Origin of the sequence: Serratia ureilytica (assembly GCF_013375155.1) — a bacterium.
GTDB lineage: Bacteria > Pseudomonadota > Gammaproteobacteria > Enterobacterales > Enterobacteriaceae > Serratia > Serratia ureilytica.
In genome coordinates this window covers 42,342-66,517 of sequence record NZ_JABXOF010000017.1, presented here as the reverse complement: position 1 = coordinate 66,517, position 24,176 = coordinate 42,342, and the positions used below count along the sequence as shown (strand labels likewise).

Sequence of the window (24,176 nt, the reverse complement as noted above, 5' to 3'; positions counted from 1 at the left end):
TATGGCTGGGGTACCTGGATTCGAACCAGGGAATGCCGGTATCAAAAACCGGTGCCTTACCGCTTGGCGATACCCCATCAACATACTGCGCCGACGATGAAGAGAAATGGTGCGGGAGGCGAGACTTGAACTCGCACACCTTGCGGCGCCAGAACCTAAATCTGGTGCGTCTACCAATTTCGCCACTCCCGCAAATACAAAAAAGAGATGGTGGCTACGACGGGATTCGAACCTGTGACCCCATCATTATGAGTGATGTGCTCTAACCAGCTGAGCTACGTAGCCCTCTTTTTTTGCTTTGCCTTCATCGGCGTTGCGGGGCGCATTATGCGTATATGACCGATTTGCGTCAACAAGTTTTTTCCCGAAAAAGCGCCCGGAAGCGCCGTTTGTCTGGGTTGTGAACATTATGGCGATAAAATCGGCAATTCAGGCAGTTGGCGGGCGGAAAAGGCAACAAAAAGGCGGGCCAAAAGGCCCGCCCGGGGGAAAATGCCGCGCGATTATTTATAGGCGGCCTGGTGCACGCCGACGGCGCGGCCGGAAGGATCGTCCATCTTCTTGAACGATTCATCCCACTCGATGGCCTTGGCGGACGAGCAGGCGACGGATGGGCCGCCCGGCACGCATTCGGCGGCGCTCGGCAGCGGGAACAGCTCCTCGAAGATTTCGCGGTACAGGTAGCCTTCTTTCGACGTCGGCGTGTTGTACGGGAAGCGGAAACGCGCGGTTTCGAGCTGTTGATCGCTAATTTGCTGCGCAGCCACCTCTTTTAGCGTGTCGATCCAGCTGTAGCCGACGCCGTCGGAGAACTGCTCTTTCTGGCGCCAGGCCACGCTGGCGGGCAAATAGGACTCGAAACATTCGCGAACGATGTGTTTTTCCATTTTGCCGTTGCCGCACATTTTATCTTTCGGGTTGATGCGCATTGCCACGTCGAGGAATTTCTTGTCCAGGAACGGCACGCGGGCTTCGACGCCCCAGGCGGACATCGCCTTGTTGGCGCGCGCGCAGTCGAACATGTGCAGCGCCAGCAGTTTGCGTACGGTCTCTTCGTGGAATTCGCGGGCGTCCGGTGCCTTATGGAAGTACAGGTAGCCGCCGAACACTTCGTCCGCGCCTTCGCCGGAAAGCACCATCTTGATGCCCATCGCCTTGATTTTGCGCGACATCAGGTACATCGGCGTCGACGCGCGGATGGTGGTGACGTCATAGGTTTCGATGTGGTAAATCACGTCGCGGATGGCGTCCAGCCCTTCCTGCACGGTGAAGTGGATCTCATGGTGCACGGTGCCCAGATGGTTGGCCACCTCCTGCGCGGCGCGCAGATCCGGCGAGCCTTCCAGCCCGACGGCGAAGGAGTGCAGCTGCGGCCACCAGGCTTCGCTGCGTTCCTGATCTTCCACGCGGCGCGCGGCGTACTTCTTGGTGATCGCCGAAATGACCGAGGAATCCAGCCCGCCCGAGAGCAGCACGCCGTAAGGCACGTCGGACATCAGGTGGCTTTTCACCGACTCTTCCAGCGCGGTGCGCAGGGCGGCGGCGTCGGTCACGTTGTCCTTGACGCTGTCGTAATCGAACCAGTCGCGGCGATAGTATTCGCGGATCTGGCCGTCCTGGCTCCACAGGTAGCTGCCGGCCGGGAATTCCTTGATGGTGCGGCACACCGGCACCAGCGCTTTCATTTCCGAGGCAACGTACAGGTTGCCGTGTTCGTCATGGCCCATATACAGCGGGATGATGCCCAGGTGATCGCGGCCGATCAGGTAGGCGTCTTTTTCGGTGTCATACAGGGCAAAGGCGAACATGCCTTGCAGATCGTCGAGGAACTCCGGTCCTTTCTCCTGATACAGCGCCAGGATCACTTCACAGTCGGAGCCGGTCTGGAAGGCATAGCGGTCGCTCAGCTGTTGGCGCAGCGCCTGATGGTTGTAAATTTCGCCGTTGACCGCCAGAACGTGGGTGTGCGCAGCGTTGTACAGCGGTTGAGCGCCGTTGTTGACGTCGACGATCGACAGGCGTTCGTGAGCCAGAATGGCTTTGTCGCTGGCGTAAACGCCGGACCAATCCGGGCCGCGGTGGCGCATCAGACGTGACAGCTCCAGCGCTTTCTTACGCAGTTCAACGGGATCGGACTTCAGATCGAGCACACCGAAAATAGAACACATACAACTCTCCTAACGGGCTTTTATGACTGTGATGTTGTTTTTACTGTTATGGGCAGCATTGCCGATTTATCAGCGATAACGCGGTTTTGCTGCGCTGTGGTTATGAAAATGCGCCAAAAGCTGCAGAGGATGCAAGCGTTTTAGCCATGCGCTGAGAAATAGTTGTTTGCGTAGTTGAGGTTTTTAACGGATTTTCAGTTATCGGCGTGAAAAATTATCGATTATGCAATTTTTAGCGTGATGGCGGGATTGCCGGCCAGTTTGACCGGCAATCGATTAGCGATTAGGCGATGAGCTGCCAGAGGGTGAACGCGGCATCCGGCGTCCAGCCGGCATTGGAGGTGTGCGCCTGAATACAGGTGTATTTCTTGCCTTTATAACTCACGACGTCGCCGGCTTTGTAGCTGTGGTTGTTCTGCCACTCGGGCGCGCCCGGATCGGGCGGCGTACCGTCATTGGCGGTTTTGACCGCCAGCGCGCTGCTCGGCAGGGAGGTATTGCCCAGGGTGTCGGTCGCGGTAACGAAGTAGCTGTACTGGGTTGCCGGCGTCAGACCGCTGTCGGCCAGCGACAGACCGGCGGTTTGGCCGATCGGGTTGCCGTTGCGGTAGACGGTGTAGCTGGCGATCGGTGAGGCGCCGGTGGCGGCGGCCCAGCTCAGTTTCAGCGAGGTGGCGCCCAGCTCGGCGACCGTCAGCGCCGTCGGCGCATTAGGCTTTCCCGGCGGCGGGGTGACGCCGCCCTGAATCAGCGGCGCATAGCGGGTTTTGAACTCCCAATTGTAGGCGACGCCGGCTTTGCTCTTGCCGTTATCCCAGTTGATTGACCAGGTCATCAGGCCCTTGATCGACAGGTTTTTGGCGTCGAGACGCGAGAAAGCGTTATACACCGCCTGTTTGTTGACCACGTAGCCGGTGGCGGCGGCATCGTTGTTGCTCGGCAGGCCGATGACGAATTTCGCCGCCGGGATCTTCGCATAGCCGCGGGTGCCGGTAACCAGGCTTTCCGTCAGGTAGTAGAGGAAGTCCTCTTTCATGGCGTCGTTATTCTGCGTGATCCAGGCATTGAGTTCATCCACCCAAATACCGTCGCCGCCCTGGTTATAATATTGCGGCGCGATAAAGTCGTAATAGCCTTCGAGGGCGTTAATATAATCCAGGTAGGTGCCGTTGGTGCGTAAATACGGGAATTCCGGCGCCATGCTGATAATAAAGTTTTTCCCCTGGGCGGCGTAATGGTCTTTTACTTTTTTCAGCGCCGCAGGCAAGACGGTTTTATTATTGGCGGCGCCGATCGCCGCCTGTTCCAGATCGATATCCAGGCCGTCGAAGCCATAGACTTCCACCAGGCGAATAATCTCGTCTTTCAGCTTGTCTTCGTCGCCGGTTTTCAGCTCGATATGCGCGTCTGCGCCGCCGAGGGAGATCAGCACCGCGCGGCCCTGGCTGTTCAGCACGCCCACCTGGCGGCGGAACTCGGCATCGGACAGGTTGTAAGGCTTGAAGGTCGGGATGCCCTGGCCTTTCATAAAGGCGACGGCCACCACGTTGTACTCGGCGGGAATGTCGGTCAGGTTCATATTGGTGAACTGGCCTTGCTGATAGCCGTCACTGGCGCCGGCGGCCCAGTTGTGCCAGAAACCCATCAGGATCTTTTTATTGGCGATAGACGGCATAATGGCCGCGTCATCGGCGGCGACGGCATTAATCGTGTTATTTGTGCTCATGGTAGCCTCATTAATTAGGGGTAAGGGTTTTTCGCTCGCCGGCAATATCAGCTATTGGCGGGGCGTAACGTTATAATGAGGATTTTTAACGCAGGCAGGCTGAAACCTTTTACGGCCATGAACGAATTAAATTCAAACCGACGCTGAGGGAGAAGGAAATAATGGCGGCCGGGCGGCCGCCATGGCCGCATCAGAAGATGGTGATATCGGCGACGGAAGGGTAGACGTAGCTCGGGCGGAACGGCATGGTTTCGATGTCGCTCAGCGTGGAGACGCCGGACAGCACCAGCACGGTTTCCAGGCCGGCCTGGAAGCCCGCCAGAATGTCGGTGCGCAGGTTATCGCCGACGATCACCGTCTCTTCCGAGTGCGCCTGCATTTTGTTCAGTGCGGCGCGAATGATCCACGGGCTGGGCTTGCCGACGTAAAACGGCTTGCGGCCGGTGATCTTCTCGATGGGGGCGCACAGCGCGCCGCAGGCCGGCGAGAAGCCGTGGCCGTGACTATCCGGGTTGGTGGCGATAAAGCGCGCGCCGTTACTGACGAAGTAGGCGGCTTTATGCATCATGTCCCAGTTGTAAGAGCGGGTTTCACCGACGATCACGAAGTCGGGGTTGATGTCGGTGATGGTGAAACCGGCTTTGTACAGCTCATGGATCAGGGCGCCTTCGCCGACCACATAGGCTTTTTTGCCTTCCTGACGGCGCAGGAAATCGGCGGTGGCCATCGCCGAGGTGTAGAACGCGCTCTCCGGCACTTCCAGCCCGGCGGCGGCGAAGCGGTTCGCCAGATCCTGCGCGGTCTGTGACGGGTAGTTAGTCAGCACCACCAGCGGCATGCCCTGTTCCTGGATGCGCGCCAGGAACAGATCGGCGCCTGGCACCGGCGTATTGTCATGCAGCAGCACGCCGTCGATATCGCATATAACGTTTTTGATTTTCATTTGTCGCTGTTTCTCATGATTACGGCAGGCGAAGGGTGACGATAACACGCCTGCCAGAAGCGGCGGATCAGCTTTCCAGCAATCGCTGCAAGAGCACGCCGTTGAGCATCGCGCGTTTGGCCAGGGCGAAAGCGCCGATCGCCGAGCGATGATTGAGTTCGGAGGTCACCACCGGCAGATTTTTGCGGAAGTCCTTCAGCACCTGGGTATTGATGCAGCTCTGGATCGCCGGCAGCAGCACCTTGTCCGCTTCGGTGATCTCACCGGCGATCACCACCTTCTGCGGATTGAACAGGTTGATGGCGATGGCCACCGCTTTGCCCAGATAGCGGCCTACGTGTTCGATCACTTCGCTGGCCAGCAGATCGCCGCGGTTGGCGGCCTTGCAGATGGCGTTGATGCCGCAGTCTTCCAGCGTCAGTTTGCTCGGATAGCCCTGGCTCAGCAGCTGGCGCACGCGCTGTTCGATCGCGGCGTTGGCGGCCACGGTTTCCAGGCAGCCGAAGTTGCCGCAGTGGCAGCGTTCCCCCAGCGGATCGATCTGGATATGGCCGATCTCGCCGACGTTGCCGTTGTTGCCGAGAAAAATCTGCCCGTTGACGATGATGCCGGCGCCGGTGCCGCGGTGCAGGCGTACCAGAATCGAGTCTTCGCAGTCGCGGGTGGCGCCGAAGTAGTGCTCCGCCAGCGCCAGGCTGCGGATGTCGTGGCCGACGAAGCTGGTGACGTTAAAGCGCTGCTGCAGGTTGTCCACCAGCGCCCAATTGCTGACGCTGATGTGCGGCATGTAGCGCACCACGCCCAGCGCCGGATCCACCAGGCCGGGCAGGATCACCGCGATGGCGATCAGCTCGCGCAGGCGGCGCTGGTTAGCGTCGATGAATTGGGCGATGGCGGCGAACAGCGCATTCTCCAGCGTTTCTTGAGTGCGTTCCGGCAGCGGATAGTGTTCTTCGCTGAGCGACTTGCCGCTCATGTCATACAGGGTGATGGTGGCGTCGTGGCGGCCGAGACGCACCGCGACGGTATGGAAATGACGGGTTTCCGACACGATGGAGATCGCGCGGCGGCCGCCGGTGGAGGCCTGCTGATCGACTTCTTTGATCAGCCCGCGCTCCAGCAGCTGGCGAGTAATTTTGGTGACGCTGGCGGGGGCGAGCTGGCTGAGTTCGGCAATCTGAATGCGCGAGATCGGGCCCTGCTGGTCGATCAGGCGGTAAACTGCCGCGCCGTTAAGTTGTTTGACTAAGTCAACGTTCCCTATTTGTGCTTGTCCGCCAGTGCTCATCAATAATGTTACTCGCTGTTCATTGAATTAAACCTCGTTACCGTTAACGAGCGTTTTGGTGATCTTGAAATCACGGGTGAAGGCGGTCAGGTTAGCCACCTTGCCGGCTTCGAGGGTGCCCAGACGGTGATCGACGCCGATGGCGCGCGCCGGATACAGCGTCGCCATGCGCAGCGCTTCGTCCAGCGCGATGCCGATATGCTCGACGCTGTTTCGCACCGCTTCGATCATGGTCAGCGCGGAACCGCTCAGGGTGCCGTTCTCATCCACGCACAGCCCATCCCGATAGTATATTGTTTTACCGGCGAAAATAAATTGGTCAATATCTGCACCCGCCGGCGCGGTGGCATCGGTGACCAAGACCAATTTATCACCTTTCAGGCGTTTGGCGTTACGGATACTCGCCCAGGCCACGTGATGGCCGTCGGCGATGATGCCGGTATAGACCTCCGGCGTATCGAAGATCGCCCCCATCAGCCCCGGTTCGCGGCCGGTGATATAAGGCATGGCGTTGTACAGGTGGGTGGCGAAGCTGATGCCGGCGGCGAAACCGGTGCGAGCCTGATCGTAGGTGGCGTTCGAGTGGCCGGCGGAGACCACGATGCCGACTTCGGTCAGCTGCTTGATAAAGTGCGGTTCAACCATTTCCGGCGCCAGCGTCACCTTGGTGATCACGTCGGCGTTGGCGCACAGGTAATCGATCATTTCCTGGGTCGGCTTGCGAATGAACGCCGGATTGTGGGTGCCTTTTTTCACCGGGCTGAGGTATGGCCCTTCCAGGTGCAGGCCCAACGCCTGGTTTTGGTGCTTTTTCAGATAAGCGCGCATCACGTCGACGCTGTGCTTCATGAATTCGTCGCTGCTGGTGATCAACGTCGGCAGATAGCTGGTGCAGCCGGATTTCTCGTTGGCGCGCTGCATGATCTCCAGCGTTTCTTCCGAGATCGCTTCCAGCGAATCGTTGAACTGGACGCCGCCGCAGCCGTTCAGCTGCACGTCGATAAGCCCGGGGGCCAGGATGGCGCCACCCAGGTCGCGCGTTTCGATGCCGGCGGGCAATTCAGCCGCCGGGCAGACTTTCTCGATCAGCCCATCAGCGATAATGACTGCATGGTCATCAAGTACGTCGTGGCCGGTATAGATTCGGCCGTGGGTTAAAGCGAACATCGTAGCCCCCTGCAAAGATTAAAGACTTTTCACGCTTTCCGCTTCTAACTCGCGGAAATATTTGACAGTTTTGACTTTCAGCTCCATGGTGGCCGGTTCGTCGCACACCACTACCGCTTTGGCGTGCAGCTGCAGACAGCTGATGGTCCACATGTGGTTGATATTGCCTTCCACTGCGGCTTCCAGCGCCTGCGCCTTGGCGTGGCCGGTGACCAGGATCATTACTTCTTCCGCGTCCAGCAGCGTGCCCACGCCGACGGTCAGCGCATATTTCGGCACCAGGCTGACGTCGCCGCCGAAGAAGCGCGAGTTGGCGATGCGGGTGTCTTCGGTCAGCGTTTTGATGCGGGTGCGCGAAGCCAGGGACGAAGCCGGCTCGTTGAACGCGATATGGCCGTCGATGCCCACGCCGCCCATGAACAGGTTAATTTTGCCGTAAGACTTGATCTTCTCTTCGTACTGGCGGCACTCGGCGTCGACATCCGCGGCGTTGCCGTTCAGCAGGTTGATATTTTCGCGAGGGATATCAACGTGATCAAAGAAGTTGCGGTACATGAAGGTGTGATAGCTTTCCGGGTGTTCCTGCGGCAGGCCAACGTACTCGTCCATGTTGAAAGTCACAACATGCTTAAAGCTTACTTCACCTGCTTTGTGCATCGCAATCAGATGTTTGTAGGCTTCCAGCGGCGTGCCGCCGGTGGGCAGGCCGAGAACAAACGGGCGCTCTGCGGTTGGCTTGAATGCGTTGATGCGTTGAACGATATGACGCGCGGCCCATTTGCCGACTTGTGCGGTATCTTTCAGTGGGATAAGTCTCATCTAACACCTCTTGGGATAAGTAAACTAAAGCTATACTGTACGGGCCTGCGGGAGTCGTAAGCGTAACCCAGCTTTATGATTCTCGCGTGAATCGTCCGTCCGGTTGATTTTTTGAATGATAAAATAAGTTTTGTGTGATGGCCAGCAATCTGGGAGGTGAAGACTACTTTTTGGTGATATTTATCACAAAAAGGGAGGTTTTAATTTGCGATACAAAATAAATTTTTTACACTCGGCATGAGTGATACGTGCCAAGCGCTGTTTCTAAAAAGGTAGTGAGAGCTCCAAATAAACTACTAATAGGGTCCGTCCGCGGACAACATAGGGGGAAAAGGTGAACATTCTTAGTTATTTGCAAAAGGTGGGACGGGCGCTGATGGTGCCGGTCGCCACGCTGCCCGCCGCCGCCATCTTGATGGGCGTCGGGTACTGGATTGACCCTGTTGGTTGGGGCGGCGACAACGCGCTCGCCGCTTTCTTCATTAAATCCGGCTCCGCTATCATCGACAACATGTCGGTGCTGTTCGCTATCGGCGTGGCCTACGGCATGTCCAAAGACAAGGACGGCGCCGCCGCGTTGACCGGCTTCGTCGGCTTCCTGGTGCTGACCACTCTCTGTTCGCCGGCCGCCGTGTCGATGATTCAGAAGATCCCGCTCGATCAGGTGCCCGCCGCGTTCGGCAAGATCCAGAACCAGTTCGTCGGTATTCTGGTGGGCATCATCTCCGCCGAAGTGTACAACCGCTTCAGCGGCGTCGAGCTGCCCAAGGCGCTGTCGTTCTTCAGCGGCCGCCGTTTGGTGCCGATCCTCATTTCCTTCCTGATGATCCTGGTGGCTTTCATCCTGATGTACATTTGGCCGGTGATCTTCAACGGTCTGGTGAACTTCGGTGAACACATTCAGAAAATGGGCTCGGTCGGCGCGGGCATCTACGCCTTCTTCAACCGCCTGCTGATCCCGGTCGGCCTGCACCACGCGCTGAACTCGGTGTTCTGGTTCGACGTGGCCGGCATCAACGATATTCCTAACTTCCTTGGCGGCCAGCAGTCGATCGAAGCCGGTAAAGCGGTTGTCGGCATCACCGGCCGTTATCAGGCGGGCTTCTTCCCGATCATGATGTTCGGTCTGCCGGGGGCGGCGCTGGCCATTTACCACTGCGCGCGTCCTGAGAACAAAGCCAAAGTGGCGGGCATCATGCTGGCGGCCGCTTTCGCCGCCTTCTTTACCGGTATTACCGAACCGCTGGAATTCTCCTTCATGTTCGTGGCGCCGGTGCTGTACGTGATCCACGCCGTGCTGACCGGTATCTCGGTGTTCATCGCCGCCAGCATGCATTGGATCGCCGGTTTCGGCTTCAGCGCCGGCCTGGTGGATATGGTGCTGTCGTCTCGCAACCCGCTGGCGACCCACTGGTACATGCTGATCCCGCAAGGCCTGGTGTTCTTCGTCATCTACTACGTGGTGTTCCGCTTCACCATCAAAAAATTCAACCTGATGACTCCGGGCCGCGAGCTGGCGGTTGCTGGTGACGAAACCGACGGCTACGACGTCAACGTCGACAGCAACGCCGGTAAAGACGAGAACGAAACCACCACCCTGGCTCGTCGTTACGTCGGTGCGATCGGCGGTTCCGACAACCTGACCGGCATCGACGCCTGCATCACCCGCCTGCGTTTGAACGTGAAAGACTCCGCGCTGGTGAACGACGCATTGGCGAAACGCCTCGGCGCGTCGGGCGTTATCCGCCTGAACAAGCAGAGCGTGCAAGTGATCGTCGGCACCCGTGCCGAACTTATCGCCAGCGCAATGCGCAACGTGATTGCAGCCGGACCGGTCGCGGCAGCGGCGGCCCCGGCGGCGGCGCCTGCCGCGGAAGCCAAACCGCAGGCGGTGCCGAACGCGCCGAAAGCCGCGTTTGAAACGCTGCTGGCGCCGGTGACCGGCGAAGTGGTGGCGCTCGATCAGGTGCCGGACGAAGCCTTCGCCAGCAAGGCGGTAGGCGACGGCCTGGCGATTCGCCCGACCGACAAGATCGTGGTGGCGCCGGCTGACGGCACCGTGGTGAAAATCTTCAATACCAACCACGCATTCTGCCTGGAAACCGACAAGGGCGCCGAGATCGTGGTGCACATGGGGATCGACACCGTCGCGCTGGAAGGCCAGGGCTTCAAACGCCTGGTGGAAGAGGGCGCGGAAGTGAAAGCCGGTCAACCGATTCTGGAACTGGATCTGGATTACCTGAATGCCAATGCGCGTTCGATGATAAGCCCGGTGGTGGTCAGCAACTCTGACGAGTACGCCGGCCTGGCGGCGCTGGCCAGCGGCTCTGTGGTCGCCGGTCAGACCAAGCTGTATGAGATCCAGAAATAAGGCTGTTTTTACCTGAGTAGTGCCTGGGGCCTAACACGCATCATGGCGGAGTTTGCCCCGACTTGGCGGGAAGAGAGCGATCTCTTCCCGCTTTTTTTATCCCGTTTCGCCCTACGGCGGTGCGCTGCGCGCCGATGGTGCAACGCGCCGCATTTTTCATGAAACAAACGGTTGTTTCCAGACGTGGCTTGTTGGATCATAGGCGGTTATGTGTAGCGCTTTGCATTGAGGAACAGTGAAATGAGTGAGGCTGAAGCCCGCCCAACCAATTTTATCCGTCAGATCGTCGATGAAGATCTGGCGTCGGGGAAACACACGTCGGTACATACCCGTTTCCCGCCGGAGCCTAACGGCTATCTGCATATCGGCCACGCCAAGTCCATCTGCCTGAACTTCGGCATCGCCAAGGACTATCAGGGCCAGTGCAACCTGCGTTTCGACGACACCAACCCGGTGAAAGAAGACATCGAGTTCGTCGAGTCTATCAAGCACGACGTGGAGTGGCTGGGCTTTGAGTGGAGCGGCAACGTTCGTTACTCCTCAGACTATTTCGATCAGCTGCACCAGTACGCGGTGGAGCTTATCAGCAAAGGGCTGGCCTACGTCGACGAACTGTCGCCGGAGCAGATCCGCGAATACCGCGGCACCCTGACTGCGCCGGGCAAAGACAGCCCGTACCGCGGTCGCAGCGTGGAAGAGAACCTGGCGCTGTTCGAGAAGATGCGCAACGGCGAATTCGCCGAAGGCGCCGCCTGCCTGCGCGCCAAGATCGATATGGCTTCGCCGTTTATCGTGATGCGCGATCCGGTGCTGTACCGCATCAAGTTCGCCGAACACCACCAGACCGGCAATAAATGGTGCATCTACCCGATGTACGATTTCACCCACTGCATTTCCGATGCGCTGGAAGGGATCACCCATTCGCTGTGCACCCTGGAATTCCAGGATAACCGCCGTCTGTATGATTGGGTGCTGGATAACATCACCATTCCTTGCCACCCGCGCCAGTACGAGTTTTCGCGTCTCAACCTCGAATACGCCATCATGTCGAAGCGCAAGCTGCATCAGCTGGTGGCCGAGAAGATCGTCGAAGGTTGGGATGATCCGCGCATGCCGACCGTCTCCGGTCTGCGCCGCCGCGGTTATACTGCCGCCTCGATCCGCGAGTTCTGCCTGCGCATCGGCGTAACCAAGCAAGACAACAACGTCGAAATGGTGGCGCTGGAATCCTGCATCCGCGACGATCTGAACGAGAACGCGCCGCGCGCCATGGCGGTGCTGGATCCGGTGAAAATCGTCATCGAGAACATGGGCGATGCGGTGGAAATGGTCAGCATGCCTAACCACCCGAACAAGCCGGAAATGGGCAACCGCGATGTGCCGTTCAGCCGTGAGATCTATATCGATCGCGCCGACTTCCGCGAAGAAGCCAACAAGCAGTACAAGCGTCTGGTGCTGGGCAAAGAAGTGCGTCTGCGCAACGCGTACGTGATCAAGGCCGAGCGCGTCGAGAAAGATGAAGCCGGCGAGATCACCACCATCTTCTGCAGCTACGATGCGGAAACGCTGAGCAAAGATCCTGCCGACGGCCGCAAGGTGAAGGGCGTGATCCACTGGGTGTCTGCGGCGCACGCGCTGCCGGCGGAAATTCGCCTGTACGATCGCCTGTTCAGCGTGCCTAACCCGGGCGCGGCGGAGGACTTCCTCTCCACCATTAACCCGGAATCGCTGGTGATCAAGCACGGTTTCGTTGAGCCGAGTCTGGCGGCCGCACAGCCGGAGAAAGCCTATCAGTTCGAGCGTGAAGGCTACTTCTGCGCCGACAGCCATTACTCTTCGGCTGAGCACCTGGTGTTTAACCGCACCGTCGGTCTGCGTGACACCTGGGCGAAAATCGAAGGCTAATCTTAATCGCCTCGAAAATTAATGTATCAGCGCGGCTCAGGCCGCGCTTTTTTATGCCTGCTATTGAGTAAATCATCTATTCCCGCCACGTTTTTCCGGGCTGCGTTTAATTAACTGCGGTGCGTTAATCAATAAGTTTTCTTAATTGGGCTTAGTAGTCTTAATCTTTACTTATATATTCGTGATGCGAATTAATTTCATTTAGAGAGCGCTCTCAAATTTTATCTCCTGACTGACGGATTTAGTCAGGCTGAAACCATTAATCGTCTCTGGTTGACCTGGTATCCGTCTTTATTCTGATTTAATTGAATTTTTTATTCGACACCTTCCATGAATGCCAGCGTAACAAATTATCACCGATATGTGCTCCTTGTCATACTTTGACAAATCTTCCGCATTTTTCATTTGATAATTCGCGTCGCGAAAAATAGTCTGTCTGTAGCAATTAGTGCTGTGGGAATAACATCTCGTCGGCAATATTTTTTACCCGTTCGGGTTTTTTATTGGCAGTCGTGCAGGGCAGTGGTGAACACAGGCGGCTGCAACTTTTAAGTTAAGTCAAAGAGGAATTTCAATATGGGTACGCACGGTGCTCAGCGTAAAACGCTGGCGCTCGCAGTCGCGGGCGCGCTGTTGGGAACAGGGTTTGCCATGGCGCCTGAGGCGAAAGCCGCAGGGTTTATCGAGGATTCCACGCTGACCGGCGGCATTTATTACTGGCAACGTGAGCGTGACCGTAAAGATCTCAATCCGGACAGCAAGGATTACAATCAATACACCACCAACCTGTCCCACTCTACCGCCAACCTGAGCCTGGATTTCGCGTCGGGCTACGCCTGGGACATGTTCGGTCTGGATGTCGGCACTTTTACCGCCATCGAACTGGCTGAATCCAGCGCCAGCGGTCACCCGAACGAAATCGCGTTCTCCTCGAAGAACCGTACCTACGACGAAGACTACTCCGGTGATAAAGGCGGTATCAGCCTGTACAAAGCCGCCGCCAAATTCAAATACGGCCCGGTCTGGGCGCGCGCCGGCTATATTCAGCCGAGCGGCCAAACCCTGCTGGCGCCGCACTGGAGCTTTATGCCGGGCACTTATCAGGGGGCTGAAGCCGGCGCCAAGTTCGACTACGGCGATGCCGGCGCGTTGAGCTTCTCCTACATGTGGGCCGACAAATACAAAGCGCCGTGGCATATCGAGATGGACGACTTCCGTCAGAACGACAAGAAAACCCGCGTCTCCTACCTGCACTCGCTGGGCGCCAAGTACGATTTCAAAAACGATCTGGTGCTGGAAGCCGCTTACGGCCAGGCCCAGGGGTACGTGAATCAGTACTTCACCAAGGCGTCTTACAAATTCGATCTGCTGGGCAACCCGCTGACCACCAGTTACCAGTTCTATGGCGCGGAAGACCGCATCAGCAACAAGAACGATCCGAACAGCATCTATGACGGCCTGGCCTGGCTGCAGGCGTTGACCTTCGGTTACACCACCGGCCAGTTCAACTGGCGTCTGGAAGGCACCATGGTCAAGGCGGAAGGCAATCAGGGCTTCTTCCTGCAACGTATGACCCCGACCTACGCCTCGTCAAACGGTCGCCTGGACGTGTGGTGGGATAACCGCTCCGACTTTAACGCCAACGGCGAAAAAGCGGTGTATGCCGGCGTGATGTATGACCTCAGCAACTGGAACCTGCCGGGCATGGCGGTCGGCGGCTCTTACGTTTACGCGTGGGACGCCAAGCCGAGCACCAACCCGATCTACGATCAGAGCCAGCGCCTGAAAGAGAGCGCCTGGAGTCTGGACGCGATGTACACCATCCAGGAAGGGCGCGCCAAGGGCACGCTGCTCAAGCTGCATTACACCCAGTATGACAACCACACCAACATTCCGAGCTGGGGCGGCGGTTACGGCAACATCTTCCAGGACGAGAAAGACGTCAAGTTCATGGTCATCGCGCCATTCACCATCTTCTGATGCGTTCCCCGGCCTTGCCGCCGGGGCAGTTAAGGGAATTCAACGATGAAAAAAATCATGCTGATGTTGGCGGCCGCTGCGGCCCTGAGCGCCTGTGCGCAACCCGCCGCGCCGCCGGAAGACGCCAGGTTGAAACAGGCTTACAGCGCCTGCATCAATACCGCGGAAGGCTCGCCGGAGCGTCTGCAGCCGTGCAAGGCGGTGCTGAACGTGCTGAAACAAGAGAAACAGCACCAGCAGTTCGCCGCGCAGGAAACGGTACGGGTGATGGATTATCAGAACTGCATTATGGCGGTTCACAGCGGTAACGGTCAGGCTTACGACGCCAAGTGCGGCAAGCTGTGGCAAGAAATTCGCGATAACAATAATTAAGAAGGACGAGAAGATGAACGCATTCAAACTGAGCGCACTGGCCGCCTTGACGGCAACGATGGGATTCCTGGGCGGCATGGGGAGCGCCATGGCCGATCAACAGCTGGTGGATCAGCTGAGCCAACTGAAGCTGAACGTGAAAATGCTGGATAACCGCGCCGGGGAAAACGGCGTGGATTGCGCGGCGCTGGGCGCAGACTGGGCCTCATGCAACCGGGTGTTGTTCACTCTGAGCAACGACGGGCAGGCGATCGACGGCAAAGACTGGATCATTTATTTCCACAGCCCGCGCCAGACTCTGCGGGTAGACAACGATCAGTTCAAGATCGCTCACCTCACCGGCGATCTGTACAAGCTGGAGCCGACCGCCAAATTCAGCGGTTTCCCGGCCGGTAAGGCGGTGGAAATCCCGGTGGTCGCCGAATACTGGCAGCTGTTCAGAAACGACTTCCTGCCCCGCTGGTATGCCACTTCCGGCGACGCCAAGCCGAAAATGCTGGCGAATACCGACACCGAAAATCTGGATCAGTTTGTGGCGCCGTTTACCGGCGATCAGTGGAAGCGCACCAAGGACGACAAAAATATTTTGATGACGCCGGCTTCGCGTTTTGTCAGCAACGCCGATCTGCAGACGCTGCCCGCCAGCGCGCTGCGCGGCCAGATTGTGCCGACGCCGATGCAGGTGAAAGTGCACGAGCAGGACGCCGATCTGCGCAAAGGGGTATCGCCGGATCTGAGCACGTTGGTCAAGCCGGCGGCGGATGTCGTCAACCAGCGCTTCGCGCTGCTGGGCGTGCCGGTTCAGGCCAACGGTTACCCGATCAAGACCGACATCCAGCCGGGCAAGTTTAAAGGCGCGATGGCGGTGCCGGGCGCTTATGAGCTGAAGATCGGCAAGAAAGAGGCGCGGGTGATCGGCTTCGATCAGGCCGGGGTGTTCTACGGGTTGCAGTCTATCCTGTCGTTAGTGCCGACCGACGGCAGCGGCAAGATCGCCACGCTCGACGCCAGCGATGCGCCGCGCTTCCAGTATCGCGGCATTTTCCTCGACGTGGCGCGCAACTTCCATAAGAAGGATGCGGTGCTGCGCCTGCTGGATCAGATGGCGGCTTACAAGCTCAACAAATTCCACTTCCACCTGAGCGATGACGAAGGTTGGCGAATCGAAATTCCCGGCTTGCCTGAGTTGACGGAAGTCGGCGGCCAGCGCTGCCACGATCTGAGCGAAACCACCTGCCTGCTGCCGCAGTACGGCCAGGGGCCGGATGTCTACGGCGGTTTCTTCACTCGTCATGACTACATCGACATCATCAAATACGCCCAGGCGCGCCAGATTGAGGTGATCCCGGAGATCGACATGCCGGCGCACGCCCGCGCGGCGGTGGTCTCGATGGAAGCGCGCTACAAGAAACTGCATGCCGCCGGCAAAGAGCAGGAGGCCAACGAGTTCCGCCTGGTGGATCCGACCGATACCTCCAATACCACCTCCGTGCAGTTCTTTAACCGTCAGAGTTACCTGAACCCGTGCCTGGATTCCTCCCAGCGCTTTGTCGACAAGGTGATTGGCGAGATTGCCCAGATGCATAAAGAAGCCGGCCAGCCGATTAAGACCTGGCACTTTGGCGGCGACGAAGCGAAAAACATCCGCCTGGGCGCCGGCTACACCGACAAGGCGAAACCGGAACCGGGTAAAGGCATCATTGACCAGAGCAATGAAGACAAGCCGTGGGCCAAGTCTCAGGTGTGCCAGGTGATGATCAAAGAGGGCAAAGTGGCCGACATGGAGCACCTGCCGAGCTACTTCGGCCAAGAGGTCAGCAAGCTGGTGAAGGCGCACGGCATCGACAGAATGCAGGCCTGGCAAGACGGCCTGAAAGACGCCGAGAGTTCGAAGGCGTTCGCCACCTCGCGCGTGGGGGTCAACTTCTGGGACACCCTGTACTGGGGCGGTTTCGACAGCGTCAACGACTGGGCCAACAAAGGGTATGAAGTGGTGGTCTCCAACCCGGACTACGTCTATATGGACTTCCCTTACGAGGTGAACCCGGACGAGCGCGGTTACTACTGGGGCACCCGCTTCAGCGACGAGCGCAAGGTGTTCAGCTTCGCGCCGGACAACATGCCGCAGAACGCGGAAACCTCGGTTGACCGAGACGGCAACCACTTCAACGCCAAGAGCGACAAGCCGTGGCCGGGGGCATATGGACTTTCCGCTCAGCTGTGGAGCGAAACCCAGCGCACCGACCCGCAGATGGAATACATGATCTTCCCACGCGCGCTGTCGGTGGCGGAGCGCGCCTGGCATCGCGCCGGTTGGGAGCAGGACTATCGCGCCGGCCGCGAATACAAAGGCGGGGAAACCCACTTTGTCGATACCAAGACGCTGGAGAAAGATTGGCTGCGCTTCGCCAATATTCTGGGCCAGCGTGAACTGGCCAAGCTGGACAAAGGCGGCGTGGCTTATCGTCTGCCGGTGCCGGGCGCTCGCGTGGCGGGCGGCAAGCTGGAGGCGAATATCGCGCTGCCGGGGTTGGGCATCGAGTACTCCACCGACGGCGGTAAGCAGTGGCAGCGCTATGATGCCAAGGCTAAACCTGCGGTTTCCGGCGAAGTACAGGTGCGCTCGGTCAGCCCGGACGGCAAACGCTACAGCCGCGCCGAGAAGGTCTAAGAAGGGCGGTGCGGCCCGCAGTTTTGGCGGCGGGCCGCATCATAACGAAGGGGGAATGCGTTCGCCCGCGCGTGTCGGCGCAAGGCGGACGTTGTAGTGAGAGTAGTACGTGGAGTCGCTGTGCCGCTGCAATTGTGGTATTTCATGACATGATTTTCCCCGGCTGGTCCGGGGATTTTTTTCCCGCTGTACGGCGGGCATAAAAAAACCGCCTCAAAATGAGGCGGTTTTTCATAGCCGGTCAGGGCTTATTTCTTGTCGTGCAGCGTTTCGTCTTCGCGACAGTCACCGGTTTCACAGTGGCCGTACAGGTACAGACTGTGGTTGGTGAGCTTGATGCCGTGCTGCTTGGCGATGTCACGCTGGCGCACTTCGATGGATTCGTCGCTGAATTCGATCACTTTGCCGCAATCCAGGCAAATCAGGTGATCGTGGTGATGCTGTTGGGTCAGCTCGAACACGGACTTGCCGCCTTCGAAATTGTGACGTGTCACAATGCCCGCATCGTCAAACTGGTTCAGTACGCGATAAACCGTCGCCAGCCCGATCTCTTCGCCCATATCAATCAGTTTTTTGTACAAATCTTCCGCACTGACGTGATGGCATTCCGGATTTTGCAGTACTTCCAGGATTTTGAGTCGCGGAAGCGTGACTTTTAAGCCGGCCTTCTTCAATGCGATGTTGTTGTCGGTCATGCGAATTCAGTCCTGTTACTATGCTAATCAAGTTGAGGCGTACTCGCCTGTGGCATCGGTCGGCACAAAGAGTTAATGCGTCTCATTATAGAACCGGTTGTACTAAATGGAAACCGCCGGTTGTTAACAAAGATATAATTGCACTATTGCATGTTTTGCATGCAACGCCTTGATGGATGGGATAAACCGATATCTCAGTCTACCGTGACGGGGTGGGAAGTTACAAATCTGTAGCTTCTATCGCAGCAATCCCTGTTGCCGATGACGGCCCTGTCGGCACACTATGCACTTTACAGGGCCTTTGTTCAACCTTTCGCCAGTCCCGGCGTTTAGCCGACGATATCGGCCAGGCTCAGCTCTTCGACGATCTGTTTGACCCAGGCGTCGACACGCTCGTTGGTCAGCTCCGGCTGACGGTCTTCGTCGATCGCCAGACCGATGAAGTGGTTGTCGTCCGCCAGGCCTTTGGAGGCTTCGAAGTGGTAGCCTTTGGTCGGCCAGTGGCCCACGATGGCCGCGCCGCGCGGTTCGATGATGTCGCGGATGGTACCCATCGCGTCACAGAAATATTCCGCGTAGTCTTCCTGGTCGCCGCAGCCGAACAGCGCCACCAGTTTGCCGTTGAAATCGACGTCTTCCAGCGTCGGGAAGAAATCGTCCCAGTCACACTGCGCTTCACCGTAGTACCAGGTCGGGATGCCCAGCAGCAGGATATCGAACCCTTCCAGGTCTTCTTTGCTGCTTTTAGCGATGTCATGCACTTCAGAGACGTCGTCGCCAAACTGTTTCTGGAGAATTTTCTGGATCATTTTGGCAATGTTTTCGGTATTGCCAGTGTCGCTGCCAAAGAAAATGCCTACAGTAGCCATATCGCGTATAACCTTTAAATTCAAGTAATTGCATTACTCGATGCCAGCACTGCCGCCGCTGACGCCGATTAAAATGATGCCATGGCAAGAGCCGTTCGCCGCGGGGGGCGGGCGCCGACAGGCGCAGTCTCTTACCGGTAAATGCGTATCATGCCAGAAAGTGGCGCCGGGGTTTTATCGCATTTATGCGATGCCGGAGATGAAGAAAAGCGTGTCGATCCGGCGTTGTCCTTAACGCCGCGCCGCGCGTGCGGCCGAAGAGATCAATGTTCCGGCTGTTCTTCCGCCAGTTGCGCCAACAGCATCTGCTCGATGAGTTCGCTGCGGCTGATGTTGCGCTGTTCCGCCAGTTTGTTCAGGGCGTCCACCGCATCCGCGTTGATTTTCAGCTCTACGCGCCGCAATCCACGCACTTTATCGCGCCGTAACTGATTGCGCTTATTGATTCTAAGCTGTTCATCGCGGGAAAGCGGGTTGGTTTTCGGGCGCCCCGGACGGCGTTCATCTGCGAACAGATCCAGCGTCGTGCGATCCGTTTGTTCTTTTGCCATAGGTAGCGGTACTGCAAGGGAGTTTGCATCAAAAAGCGCTCGCACGCTTCCGGAGGCATCGGTTAACACACTTCGGGCCAATAAACCCTAACCCAAATTCACCCCCGACCCGGCGTTCGCGAACGCGCTGGCGCGGCGGCAAAATTATAGCGCGCCATATTACCCCAGCAGATGGAGCGGCGACAATGCCTAACTGCGGGCTAAACGCGCTAAGCCGTTATCTTTAGCGCGTTTTTTCGCCAGGTGAGCGTATTTTTCAGGCTTCGTCGAGGAAACGGTGGATGGCACGCAGCACCGCCTCCGGTTTTTCGGCATGCACCCAATGGCCGGTGCCGGCAACAACGTGCGCGCGGGCCTGCGGGAACTGGCGGGCGATGTCCGCACGGTAGCTGTCCTGCACGTACGGCGACAGGCCGCCGCGAATGAACAGGGTCGGGTGCGGCCAGGCCGGCACGTCCTGCCAGCCGGTGATGTCATCATAGCGCTCAATCAGCACCGGCAGGTTGAAGCGCCATTCGCCGTTATGGAAGGACTTCAGCAGGAACTGGATCACGCCTTCTTCCTGCAGGTAATCGCGCATCAGCTGGGCGGCGGCCTGGCGCTGGGTGATGCCGGCGGCGCTGACGGCCTTCAGGGCGGCGAAAATCTCGTCGTGACGTCGGGTCTGGTAATTCACCGGCGCGACGTCGATGACGATCAGCTTGGCGACGCGCTCGGGCGCGATGGCGGTCAGCGCCATCGCCGCTTTGCCGCCCATCGAATGGCCGATGACGATCGCTTTCTCAAGCCGCAGTTCGTCGAGCAGCTCCAGCAGATCCTGCGCCATCGCGGGGTAGTTCATCTCGTCGGCGCGCGGGGAGAGGCCGTGGTTGCGCAGATCGACCTTAATTACGCTGTGACGCTGATGCAGATCGCGCGCCAGCACGCCCAGGTTGTCCAGATTGCCGAACAGCCCGTGGATCAGCAGCACCGGCAGCGCGTCTGACTCGGCGGCCAGCAGTTGATAATGTAATTTCATGGCGAAGTTCATACTGAGAGAGATTCAGATTAGGGTATCATGATTGAATCGCACGATGAATCATGCGGAATTTTCGCGGCGCGGGCTTGGCAGTGCCGGCTATAGGTATTAGTCTGCATTTGCCGTCCGGAGGCACATTGTTGTGTTCGCCCCAGCGCTTTTAACCTTATAATCCCATGGCTTGAATGCAGGATCTGGCTTCAGGTTCTAAGTAGAAAAAACAGTATTGGATAAAGATGAAAACTATTGAAGTCGACGAAGAGCTTTACCGTTATATTGCCAGCCACACGCAACACATCGGTGAAAGCGCGTCCGATATTTTACGCCGCATGTTGAAATTCACCGCCGGTCAGCCGGTGCGCGCGTTGCCTGCCGCCAGTGCGTCGCCGTCCGTCGAAGCGGAAAAAGCGGCGCCGGTTCAGCGCCCGCGCGATCGCGTACGCGCCGTGCGTGAACTGCTGCTGTCGGATGAATACGCCGAGCAGAACAAAGCGGTCAACCGTTTCATGCTGGTGCTGTCCACGCTGTACACCCTCGATGCCGCCGGTTTTGCCGCCGCCACCGAGGCGTTGACCGGCCGTACCCGCACCTATTTCGCCGGCGATCAGCAGACCCTGCTGGCCAACGGCACGCATACCAAGCCGAAGCATGTGCCGGGCACCCCTTACTGGGTGATCACCAATACCAATACCGGCCGCAAACGCAGCATGATCGAACACATCATGCAGGCGATGCAGTTCCCGGCGGAACTGATCGAGAAAGTTTGCGGTACCGTCTAATTTAGCGAACAGCCCGTCATGATGGCCGTGCGCGACGTATTTGCCCGGTCACCGACAGGGATGAGGGAGATATGTCGATGGCGAATAATCCACGTGCCGGGCAGCCCGCCCGTCAAAGCGATCTGATCAACGTAGCCCAGCTGACGTCGCAGTACTATGTGCTGCAACCGGAAGCCGGCAATGCCGCACATGCGGTGAAGTTTGGCACCTCCGGCCACCGCGGCAGCGCGCAGCGCCACAGCTTCAACGAAGCGCACATTCTCGCCATCGCTCAGGCGATCGCCGAAGTTCGTCATCAGCAAGGCACTACCGGCCCGTGCTACGTGGGCAAAGACACCCATGCACTGTCCGAGCCGGCCTTCATTTCCGTGCTGGAAGTGCTGACCGCCAACGGCGTCGATGTGATCGTGCAGGAAAACAACGGCTTCACGCCAACGCCGGCGGTATCGCACGCCATTTTGTGCCACAACCGCCGCGGCGGCGCGCAGGCCGACGGCATCGTCATTACGCCGTCCCACAACCCGCCGGAAGACGGCGGCATCAAATACAATCCGCCGAACGGCGGCCCGGCTGACACCAACCTGACGTCGGTGATCGAAAAGCGCGCCAACGAACTGCTGGCGCAGCAGCTGAAAGGCGTGCAGCGTCAGTCGCTGGACAAGGCCTGGAACAGCGGCCACCTGCACGCCAAAGATCTGGTGCAGCCTTACGTCGAAGGGCTGGTGGAGGTGGTCGACATGCCGGCCATCCAACGCGCCGGCCTGAAGCTGGGCGTGGATCCGCTCGGCGGTTCCGGCATCGCCTATTGGCAGCGGGTGGCGGAACACTACAAGCTGGATCTGACGCTGGTGAACGATTCCATCGATCAGACGTTCCGCTTTATGCACCTGGATCACGACGGCATCATCCGCATGGACTGCTCGTCGGAGTCGGCGATGGCCGGCCTGCTGGCGCTGCGCGACAAATTCGATTTGGCGTTCGCCAACGATCCGGATTACGACCGCCACGGCATCGTCACGCCGAAGGGTCTGATGAACCCGAACCACTATCTGGCGGTAGCCATCAACTACCTGTTCCAGCATCGCCCGCAGTGGGGCGCCGATGTTGCGGTAGGTAAAACGCTGGTGTCCAGCGCGATGATCGATCGCGTGGTGGCCGATCTGGGCCGCAAGCTGGTGGAAGTGCCGGTCGGCTTCAAGTGGTTCGTGGACGGTCTGTTCGACGGCAGCCTGGGCTTTGGCGGCGAAGAGAGCGCCGGGGCCTCGTTCCTGCGCTTCAACGGCCAGCCGTGGTCGACCGACAAAGACGGCATCATCATGTGCCTGCTGGCGGCTGAAATCACCGCGGTAACCGGTGAGAACCCGCAGCATCACTATGACGATCTGGCCAAGCGCTTCGGCGCGCCAAGCTACAACCGCATCCAGGCGCCGGCAACCCATGCGCAGAAAGCGGCGCTGTCCAAGCTGTCGCCGGAGATGGTCAAGGCCAGTACGCTGGGCGGGGACCCGATCACCGCACGTCTGACCGCAGCGCCGGGCAACGGCGCGTCGATCGGCGGCCTGAAAGTGATGACCGACAACGGTTGGTTCGCGGCTCGTCCTTCCGGCACCGAAGAGGCTTACAAGATCTACTGCGAGAGCTTCCTCGGGGCGGAGCACCGCGAGAAGATTGAGCACGAAGCGGTCGAGATCGTCAGCGAAGTGCTGGCTTCCGCCAAGTAATCACTTTTCTTGATTGATAAAAAGCGCTGTTTTTACAGCGCTTTTTTTATGGGCGCTATTTAGATATATCTTTTTCACGGCACGCGCTTGCGCATTTAGATATATCGATCTAGATTAGCGCTATCGATGCTGTTTAGATATATCTAAACAACCTCGTATTGATGTTCCCTACTAAAGCGAGGTCTCACCTTATGTTTCATCGATTAGGCTTACACCGGCATCATCATCACCATGAATGCGAAGAGGGTCGTCGTCATCGCGGCGGGCGCCATCACTTCGGCGGCGAAGGCGAAGAGCACGGCCGGGGTGGGCGCGGCGGCCGGGGCGGGCGTCATCGTCTGTTCGAACACGGCGATCTGCGCCTGGTGCTGCTGGCGCTGGTGGCGCGCAAGCCCAGCCACGGGTACGAATTGATCAAGGCGATCGAGGAAGCGTCATCCGGCTTGTACGTGCCGAGCCCGGGGGTGATTTACCCCACGCTGACGCTGCTGGAAGAGCAGGATTTCCTCGAACCGCTCACCACCGGCAACGGCCGCAAAAGCTACCGCATCACCGCGGCGGGCGAGGGCGAGCTGCAAAAGCATCAACAGGTGGTTGAGGTCATTCTGGCGCGTCTGGCGGGCGCCGGCCGCGAGCGTCATCGGCACGGCAACCTGGCGGAAGGCATCTACGACGCCATGAACCGTCTGCGCAGCCTGCTGCGCGGCAACGTGATGCGCGCCGATCTTACGCCGCAGCAGGTGGAGCGCATCAACGCCGCGTTGCTGACCGCCGTGGCGGCGATCGAAAGCGAAATGCAGATTCAACCTTCGCAACAGGAGAAGAACTGATGCCCGGCCACCGTTTTAACATTACCGTTGAAGCCCTGAGCGATCGCCAGGGCAATCCCGTCGAGAAAGCGCCGCTGAGTTTTGAAGTGAGCAACCACGACGATATTCTCGAGATCGTCGAGCGCATTCGGGCGCGTGACGATCTGAACTTCGGCCCCGAGCAGAGCGCGGCCTTCGCCGTGGGGTTGAAGCTGTTCTCCGAAGTGATGATCGAAAACCGCAAACACCCGGTGTTCGCTCCGCTGCGCGAGGCGTTTAAGGAATTTATGGTCGGATTGAAGAAGGGCCCGGCGGCGTAAAGGC

General features: G+C 58.5%; 19 protein-coding genes and 3 tRNA genes. 9 read left to right on the top strand and 13 right to left on the bottom strand.

Annotated elements, in window-relative coordinates; all coding sequences use genetic code 11:
- Window positions 1-2: 2 nt before the first annotated feature.
- From HWW83_RS24155 to nagB, 9 genes are all read right to left on the bottom strand, one after another.
- Window positions 3-77: transfer RNA gene (locus HWW83_RS24155), tRNA-Gln, on the bottom strand.
- A gap of 30 nt (window positions 78-107) precedes the next feature.
- Window positions 108-192, bottom strand: a tRNA-Leu gene (locus tag HWW83_RS24150).
- A 16-nt stretch (window positions 193-208) separates the two neighbouring features.
- A tRNA-Met gene (locus HWW83_RS24145) sits at window positions 209-285 on the bottom strand.
- A gap of 218 nt (window positions 286-503) precedes the next feature.
- The gene (gene asnB / locus HWW83_RS24140; protein WP_033642171.1) at window positions 504-2,168 is read right to left on the bottom strand and encodes an asparagine synthase B; all 1,665 of its coding nucleotides are present in this window, start codon (window positions 2,166-2,168) and stop codon (window positions 504-506) included.
- A 283-nt stretch (window positions 2,169-2,451) separates the two neighbouring features.
- Window positions 2,452-3,894 (bottom strand): chitinase ChiC, encoded by a 1,443-nt coding sequence (gene chiC, locus HWW83_RS24135; protein WP_046686571.1) that lies wholly within the window; start codon window positions 3,892-3,894, stop codon window positions 2,452-2,454.
- A gap of 190 nt (window positions 3,895-4,084) precedes the next feature.
- The gene (locus HWW83_RS24130; RefSeq protein ID WP_004939957.1) at window positions 4,085-4,837 is read right to left on the bottom strand and encodes an HAD-IIA family hydrolase; all 753 of its coding nucleotides are present in this window, start codon (window positions 4,835-4,837) and stop codon (window positions 4,085-4,087) included.
- Between the two features lie 67 nt (window positions 4,838-4,904).
- Window positions 4,905-6,125 carry a DNA-binding transcriptional regulator NagC gene (nagC, locus tag HWW83_RS24125; protein WP_019454064.1) on the bottom strand — a complete coding sequence of 407 codons (1,221 nt, stop codon included), beginning with the start codon at window positions 6,123-6,125 and terminating at the stop codon, window positions 4,905-4,907.
- A 27-nt stretch (window positions 6,126-6,152) separates the two neighbouring features.
- Window positions 6,153-7,292: an N-acetylglucosamine-6-phosphate deacetylase gene (gene nagA / locus HWW83_RS24120; protein WP_176589639.1), complete on the bottom strand. Its 1,140-nt coding sequence runs from the start codon at window positions 7,290-7,292 to the stop codon at window positions 6,153-6,155.
- An 18-nt stretch (window positions 7,293-7,310) separates the two neighbouring features.
- Window positions 7,311-8,111 carry a glucosamine-6-phosphate deaminase gene (gene nagB, locus HWW83_RS24115; RefSeq protein ID WP_004939952.1) on the bottom strand — a complete coding sequence of 267 codons (801 nt, stop codon included), beginning with the start codon at window positions 8,109-8,111 and terminating at the stop codon, window positions 7,311-7,313.
- A 334-nt stretch (window positions 8,112-8,445) separates the two neighbouring features.
- Here nagB and nagE point away from each other — a divergent pair, with 334 nt between their 5' ends.
- The 5 genes from nagE to HWW83_RS24090 all read left to right on the top strand — a co-directional run bounded on the left by nagE (window position 8,446) and on the right by HWW83_RS24090 (window position 17,410).
- On the top strand, window positions 8,446-10,482 hold the full coding sequence (gene nagE, locus HWW83_RS24110; protein WP_047025701.1) for an N-acetylglucosamine-specific PTS transporter subunit IIBC: 2,037 nt from the start codon (window positions 8,446-8,448) through the stop codon (window positions 10,480-10,482).
- A 240-nt stretch (window positions 10,483-10,722) separates the two neighbouring features.
- Window positions 10,723-12,387, top strand: coding sequence for a glutamine--tRNA ligase (gene glnS / locus HWW83_RS24105; protein ID WP_033642175.1), 1,665 nt, complete (start codon window positions 10,723-10,725; stop codon window positions 12,385-12,387).
- Window positions 12,388-12,963: 576 nt separating this feature from the next.
- On the top strand, window positions 12,964-14,367 hold the full coding sequence (gene chiP, locus HWW83_RS24100) for a chitoporin ChiP (protein ID WP_033642176.1): 1,404 nt from the start codon (window positions 12,964-12,966) through the stop codon (window positions 14,365-14,367).
- 45 nt (window positions 14,368-14,412) lie between these two features.
- Window positions 14,413-14,739, top strand: a complete 327-nt coding sequence (gene chiQ / locus HWW83_RS24095; RefSeq protein WP_046686572.1) for a ChiQ/YbfN family lipoprotein — start codon at window positions 14,413-14,415, stop codon at window positions 14,737-14,739.
- A 13-nt stretch (window positions 14,740-14,752) separates the two neighbouring features.
- Window positions 14,753-17,410 carry a beta-N-acetylhexosaminidase gene (locus HWW83_RS24090; protein WP_129993241.1) on the top strand — a complete coding sequence of 886 codons (2,658 nt, stop codon included), beginning with the start codon at window positions 14,753-14,755 and terminating at the stop codon, window positions 17,408-17,410.
- A 248-nt stretch (window positions 17,411-17,658) separates the two neighbouring features.
- Here the strand turns inward: HWW83_RS24090 and fur are convergent, their stop codons facing one another.
- From fur to ybfF, 4 genes are all read right to left on the bottom strand, one after another.
- Window positions 17,659-18,105, bottom strand: a complete 447-nt coding sequence (fur, locus tag HWW83_RS24085) for a ferric iron uptake transcriptional regulator (RefSeq protein ID WP_019454058.1) — start codon at window positions 18,103-18,105, stop codon at window positions 17,659-17,661.
- Window positions 18,106-18,434: 329 nt separating this feature from the next.
- Window positions 18,435-18,974, bottom strand: coding sequence for a flavodoxin FldA (fldA, locus tag HWW83_RS24080; RefSeq protein ID WP_046686574.1), 540 nt, complete (start codon window positions 18,972-18,974; stop codon window positions 18,435-18,437).
- Window positions 18,975-19,237: 263 nt separating this feature from the next.
- Complete coding sequence (gene ybfE, locus HWW83_RS24075; protein WP_004939936.1) at window positions 19,238-19,525, bottom strand: LexA regulated protein; 288 nt, start codon at window positions 19,523-19,525, stop codon at window positions 19,238-19,240.
- 256 nt (window positions 19,526-19,781) lie between these two features.
- The gene (gene ybfF / locus HWW83_RS24070; RefSeq protein ID WP_080273370.1) at window positions 19,782-20,555 is read right to left on the bottom strand and encodes an esterase; all 774 of its coding nucleotides are present in this window, start codon (window positions 20,553-20,555) and stop codon (window positions 19,782-19,784) included.
- Window positions 20,556-20,779: 224 nt separating this feature from the next.
- On the opposite strand from ybfF, the gene seqA reads away from it, so the two are divergent.
- From seqA to HWW83_RS24050, 4 genes are all read left to right on the top strand, one after another.
- Entirely contained in the window at window positions 20,780-21,322 is a 543-nt protein-coding gene (gene seqA / locus HWW83_RS24065; RefSeq protein ID WP_033651164.1) for a replication initiation negative regulator SeqA, read from the top strand.
- Window positions 21,323-21,399: 77 nt separating this feature from the next.
- Complete coding sequence (gene pgm / locus HWW83_RS24060) at window positions 21,400-23,043, top strand: phosphoglucomutase (alpha-D-glucose-1,6-bisphosphate-dependent) (protein WP_033638690.1); 1,644 nt, start codon at window positions 21,400-21,402, stop codon at window positions 23,041-23,043.
- Between the two features lie 191 nt (window positions 23,044-23,234).
- On the top strand, window positions 23,235-23,873 hold the full coding sequence (locus tag HWW83_RS24055) for a PadR family transcriptional regulator (protein ID WP_033642180.1): 639 nt from the start codon (window positions 23,235-23,237) through the stop codon (window positions 23,871-23,873).
- Window positions 23,873-24,172, top strand: coding sequence for a DUF3861 domain-containing protein (locus HWW83_RS24050; RefSeq protein WP_033642181.1), 300 nt, complete (start codon window positions 23,873-23,875; stop codon window positions 24,170-24,172). The genes HWW83_RS24055 and HWW83_RS24050 overlap by 1 nt, the downstream gene beginning before the upstream one ends.
- Window positions 24,173-24,176 lie beyond the last annotated feature (4 nt).

Bases quoted from the DNA above. Each gene is read 5' to 3' on its own strand.
- asnB (WP_033642171.1), bottom strand. From the start codon at position 2,168: ATGTGTTCTATTTTCGGTGTGCTCGATCTGAAGTCCGATCCCGTTGAA.
- chiC (WP_046686571.1), bottom strand. From the start codon at position 3,894: ATGAGCACAAATAACACGATTAATGCCGTCGCCGCCGATGACGCGGCC.
- HWW83_RS24130 (WP_004939957.1), bottom strand. From the start codon at position 4,837: ATGAAAATCAAAAACGTTATATGCGATATCGACGGCGTGCTGCTGCAT.
- nagC (WP_019454064.1), bottom strand. From the start codon at position 6,125: ATGAGCACTGGCGGACAAGCACAAATAGGGAACGTTGACTTAGTCAAA.
- nagA (WP_176589639.1), bottom strand. From the start codon at position 7,292: ATGTTCGCTTTAACCCACGGCCGAATCTATACCGGCCACGACGTACTT.
- nagB (WP_004939952.1), bottom strand. From the start codon at position 8,111: ATGAGACTTATCCCACTGAAAGATACCGCACAAGTCGGCAAATGGGCC.
- glnS (WP_033642175.1), top strand. From the start codon at position 10,723: ATGAGTGAGGCTGAAGCCCGCCCAACCAATTTTATCCGTCAGATCGTC.
- chiP (WP_033642176.1), top strand. From the start codon at position 12,964: ATGGGTACGCACGGTGCTCAGCGTAAAACGCTGGCGCTCGCAGTCGCG.
- chiQ (WP_046686572.1), top strand. From the start codon at position 14,413: ATGAAAAAAATCATGCTGATGTTGGCGGCCGCTGCGGCCCTGAGCGCC.
- HWW83_RS24090 (WP_129993241.1), top strand. From the start codon at position 14,753: ATGAACGCATTCAAACTGAGCGCACTGGCCGCCTTGACGGCAACGATG.
- fur (WP_019454058.1), bottom strand. From the start codon at position 18,105: ATGACCGACAACAACATCGCATTGAAGAAGGCCGGCTTAAAAGTCACG.
- fldA (WP_046686574.1), bottom strand. From the start codon at position 18,974: ATGGCTACTGTAGGCATTTTCTTTGGCAGCGACACTGGCAATACCGAA.
- ybfE (WP_004939936.1), bottom strand. From the start codon at position 19,525: ATGGCAAAAGAACAAACGGATCGCACGACGCTGGATCTGTTCGCAGAT.
- ybfF (WP_080273370.1), bottom strand. From the start codon at position 20,555: ATGAACTTCGCCATGAAATTACATTATCAACTGCTGGCCGCCGAGTCA.
- seqA (WP_033651164.1), top strand. From the start codon at position 20,780: ATGAAAACTATTGAAGTCGACGAAGAGCTTTACCGTTATATTGCCAGC.
- pgm (WP_033638690.1), top strand. From the start codon at position 21,400: ATGGCGAATAATCCACGTGCCGGGCAGCCCGCCCGTCAAAGCGATCTG.
- HWW83_RS24055 (WP_033642180.1), top strand. From the start codon at position 23,235: ATGTTTCATCGATTAGGCTTACACCGGCATCATCATCACCATGAATGC.
- HWW83_RS24050 (WP_033642181.1), top strand. From the start codon at position 23,873: ATGCCCGGCCACCGTTTTAACATTACCGTTGAAGCCCTGAGCGATCGC.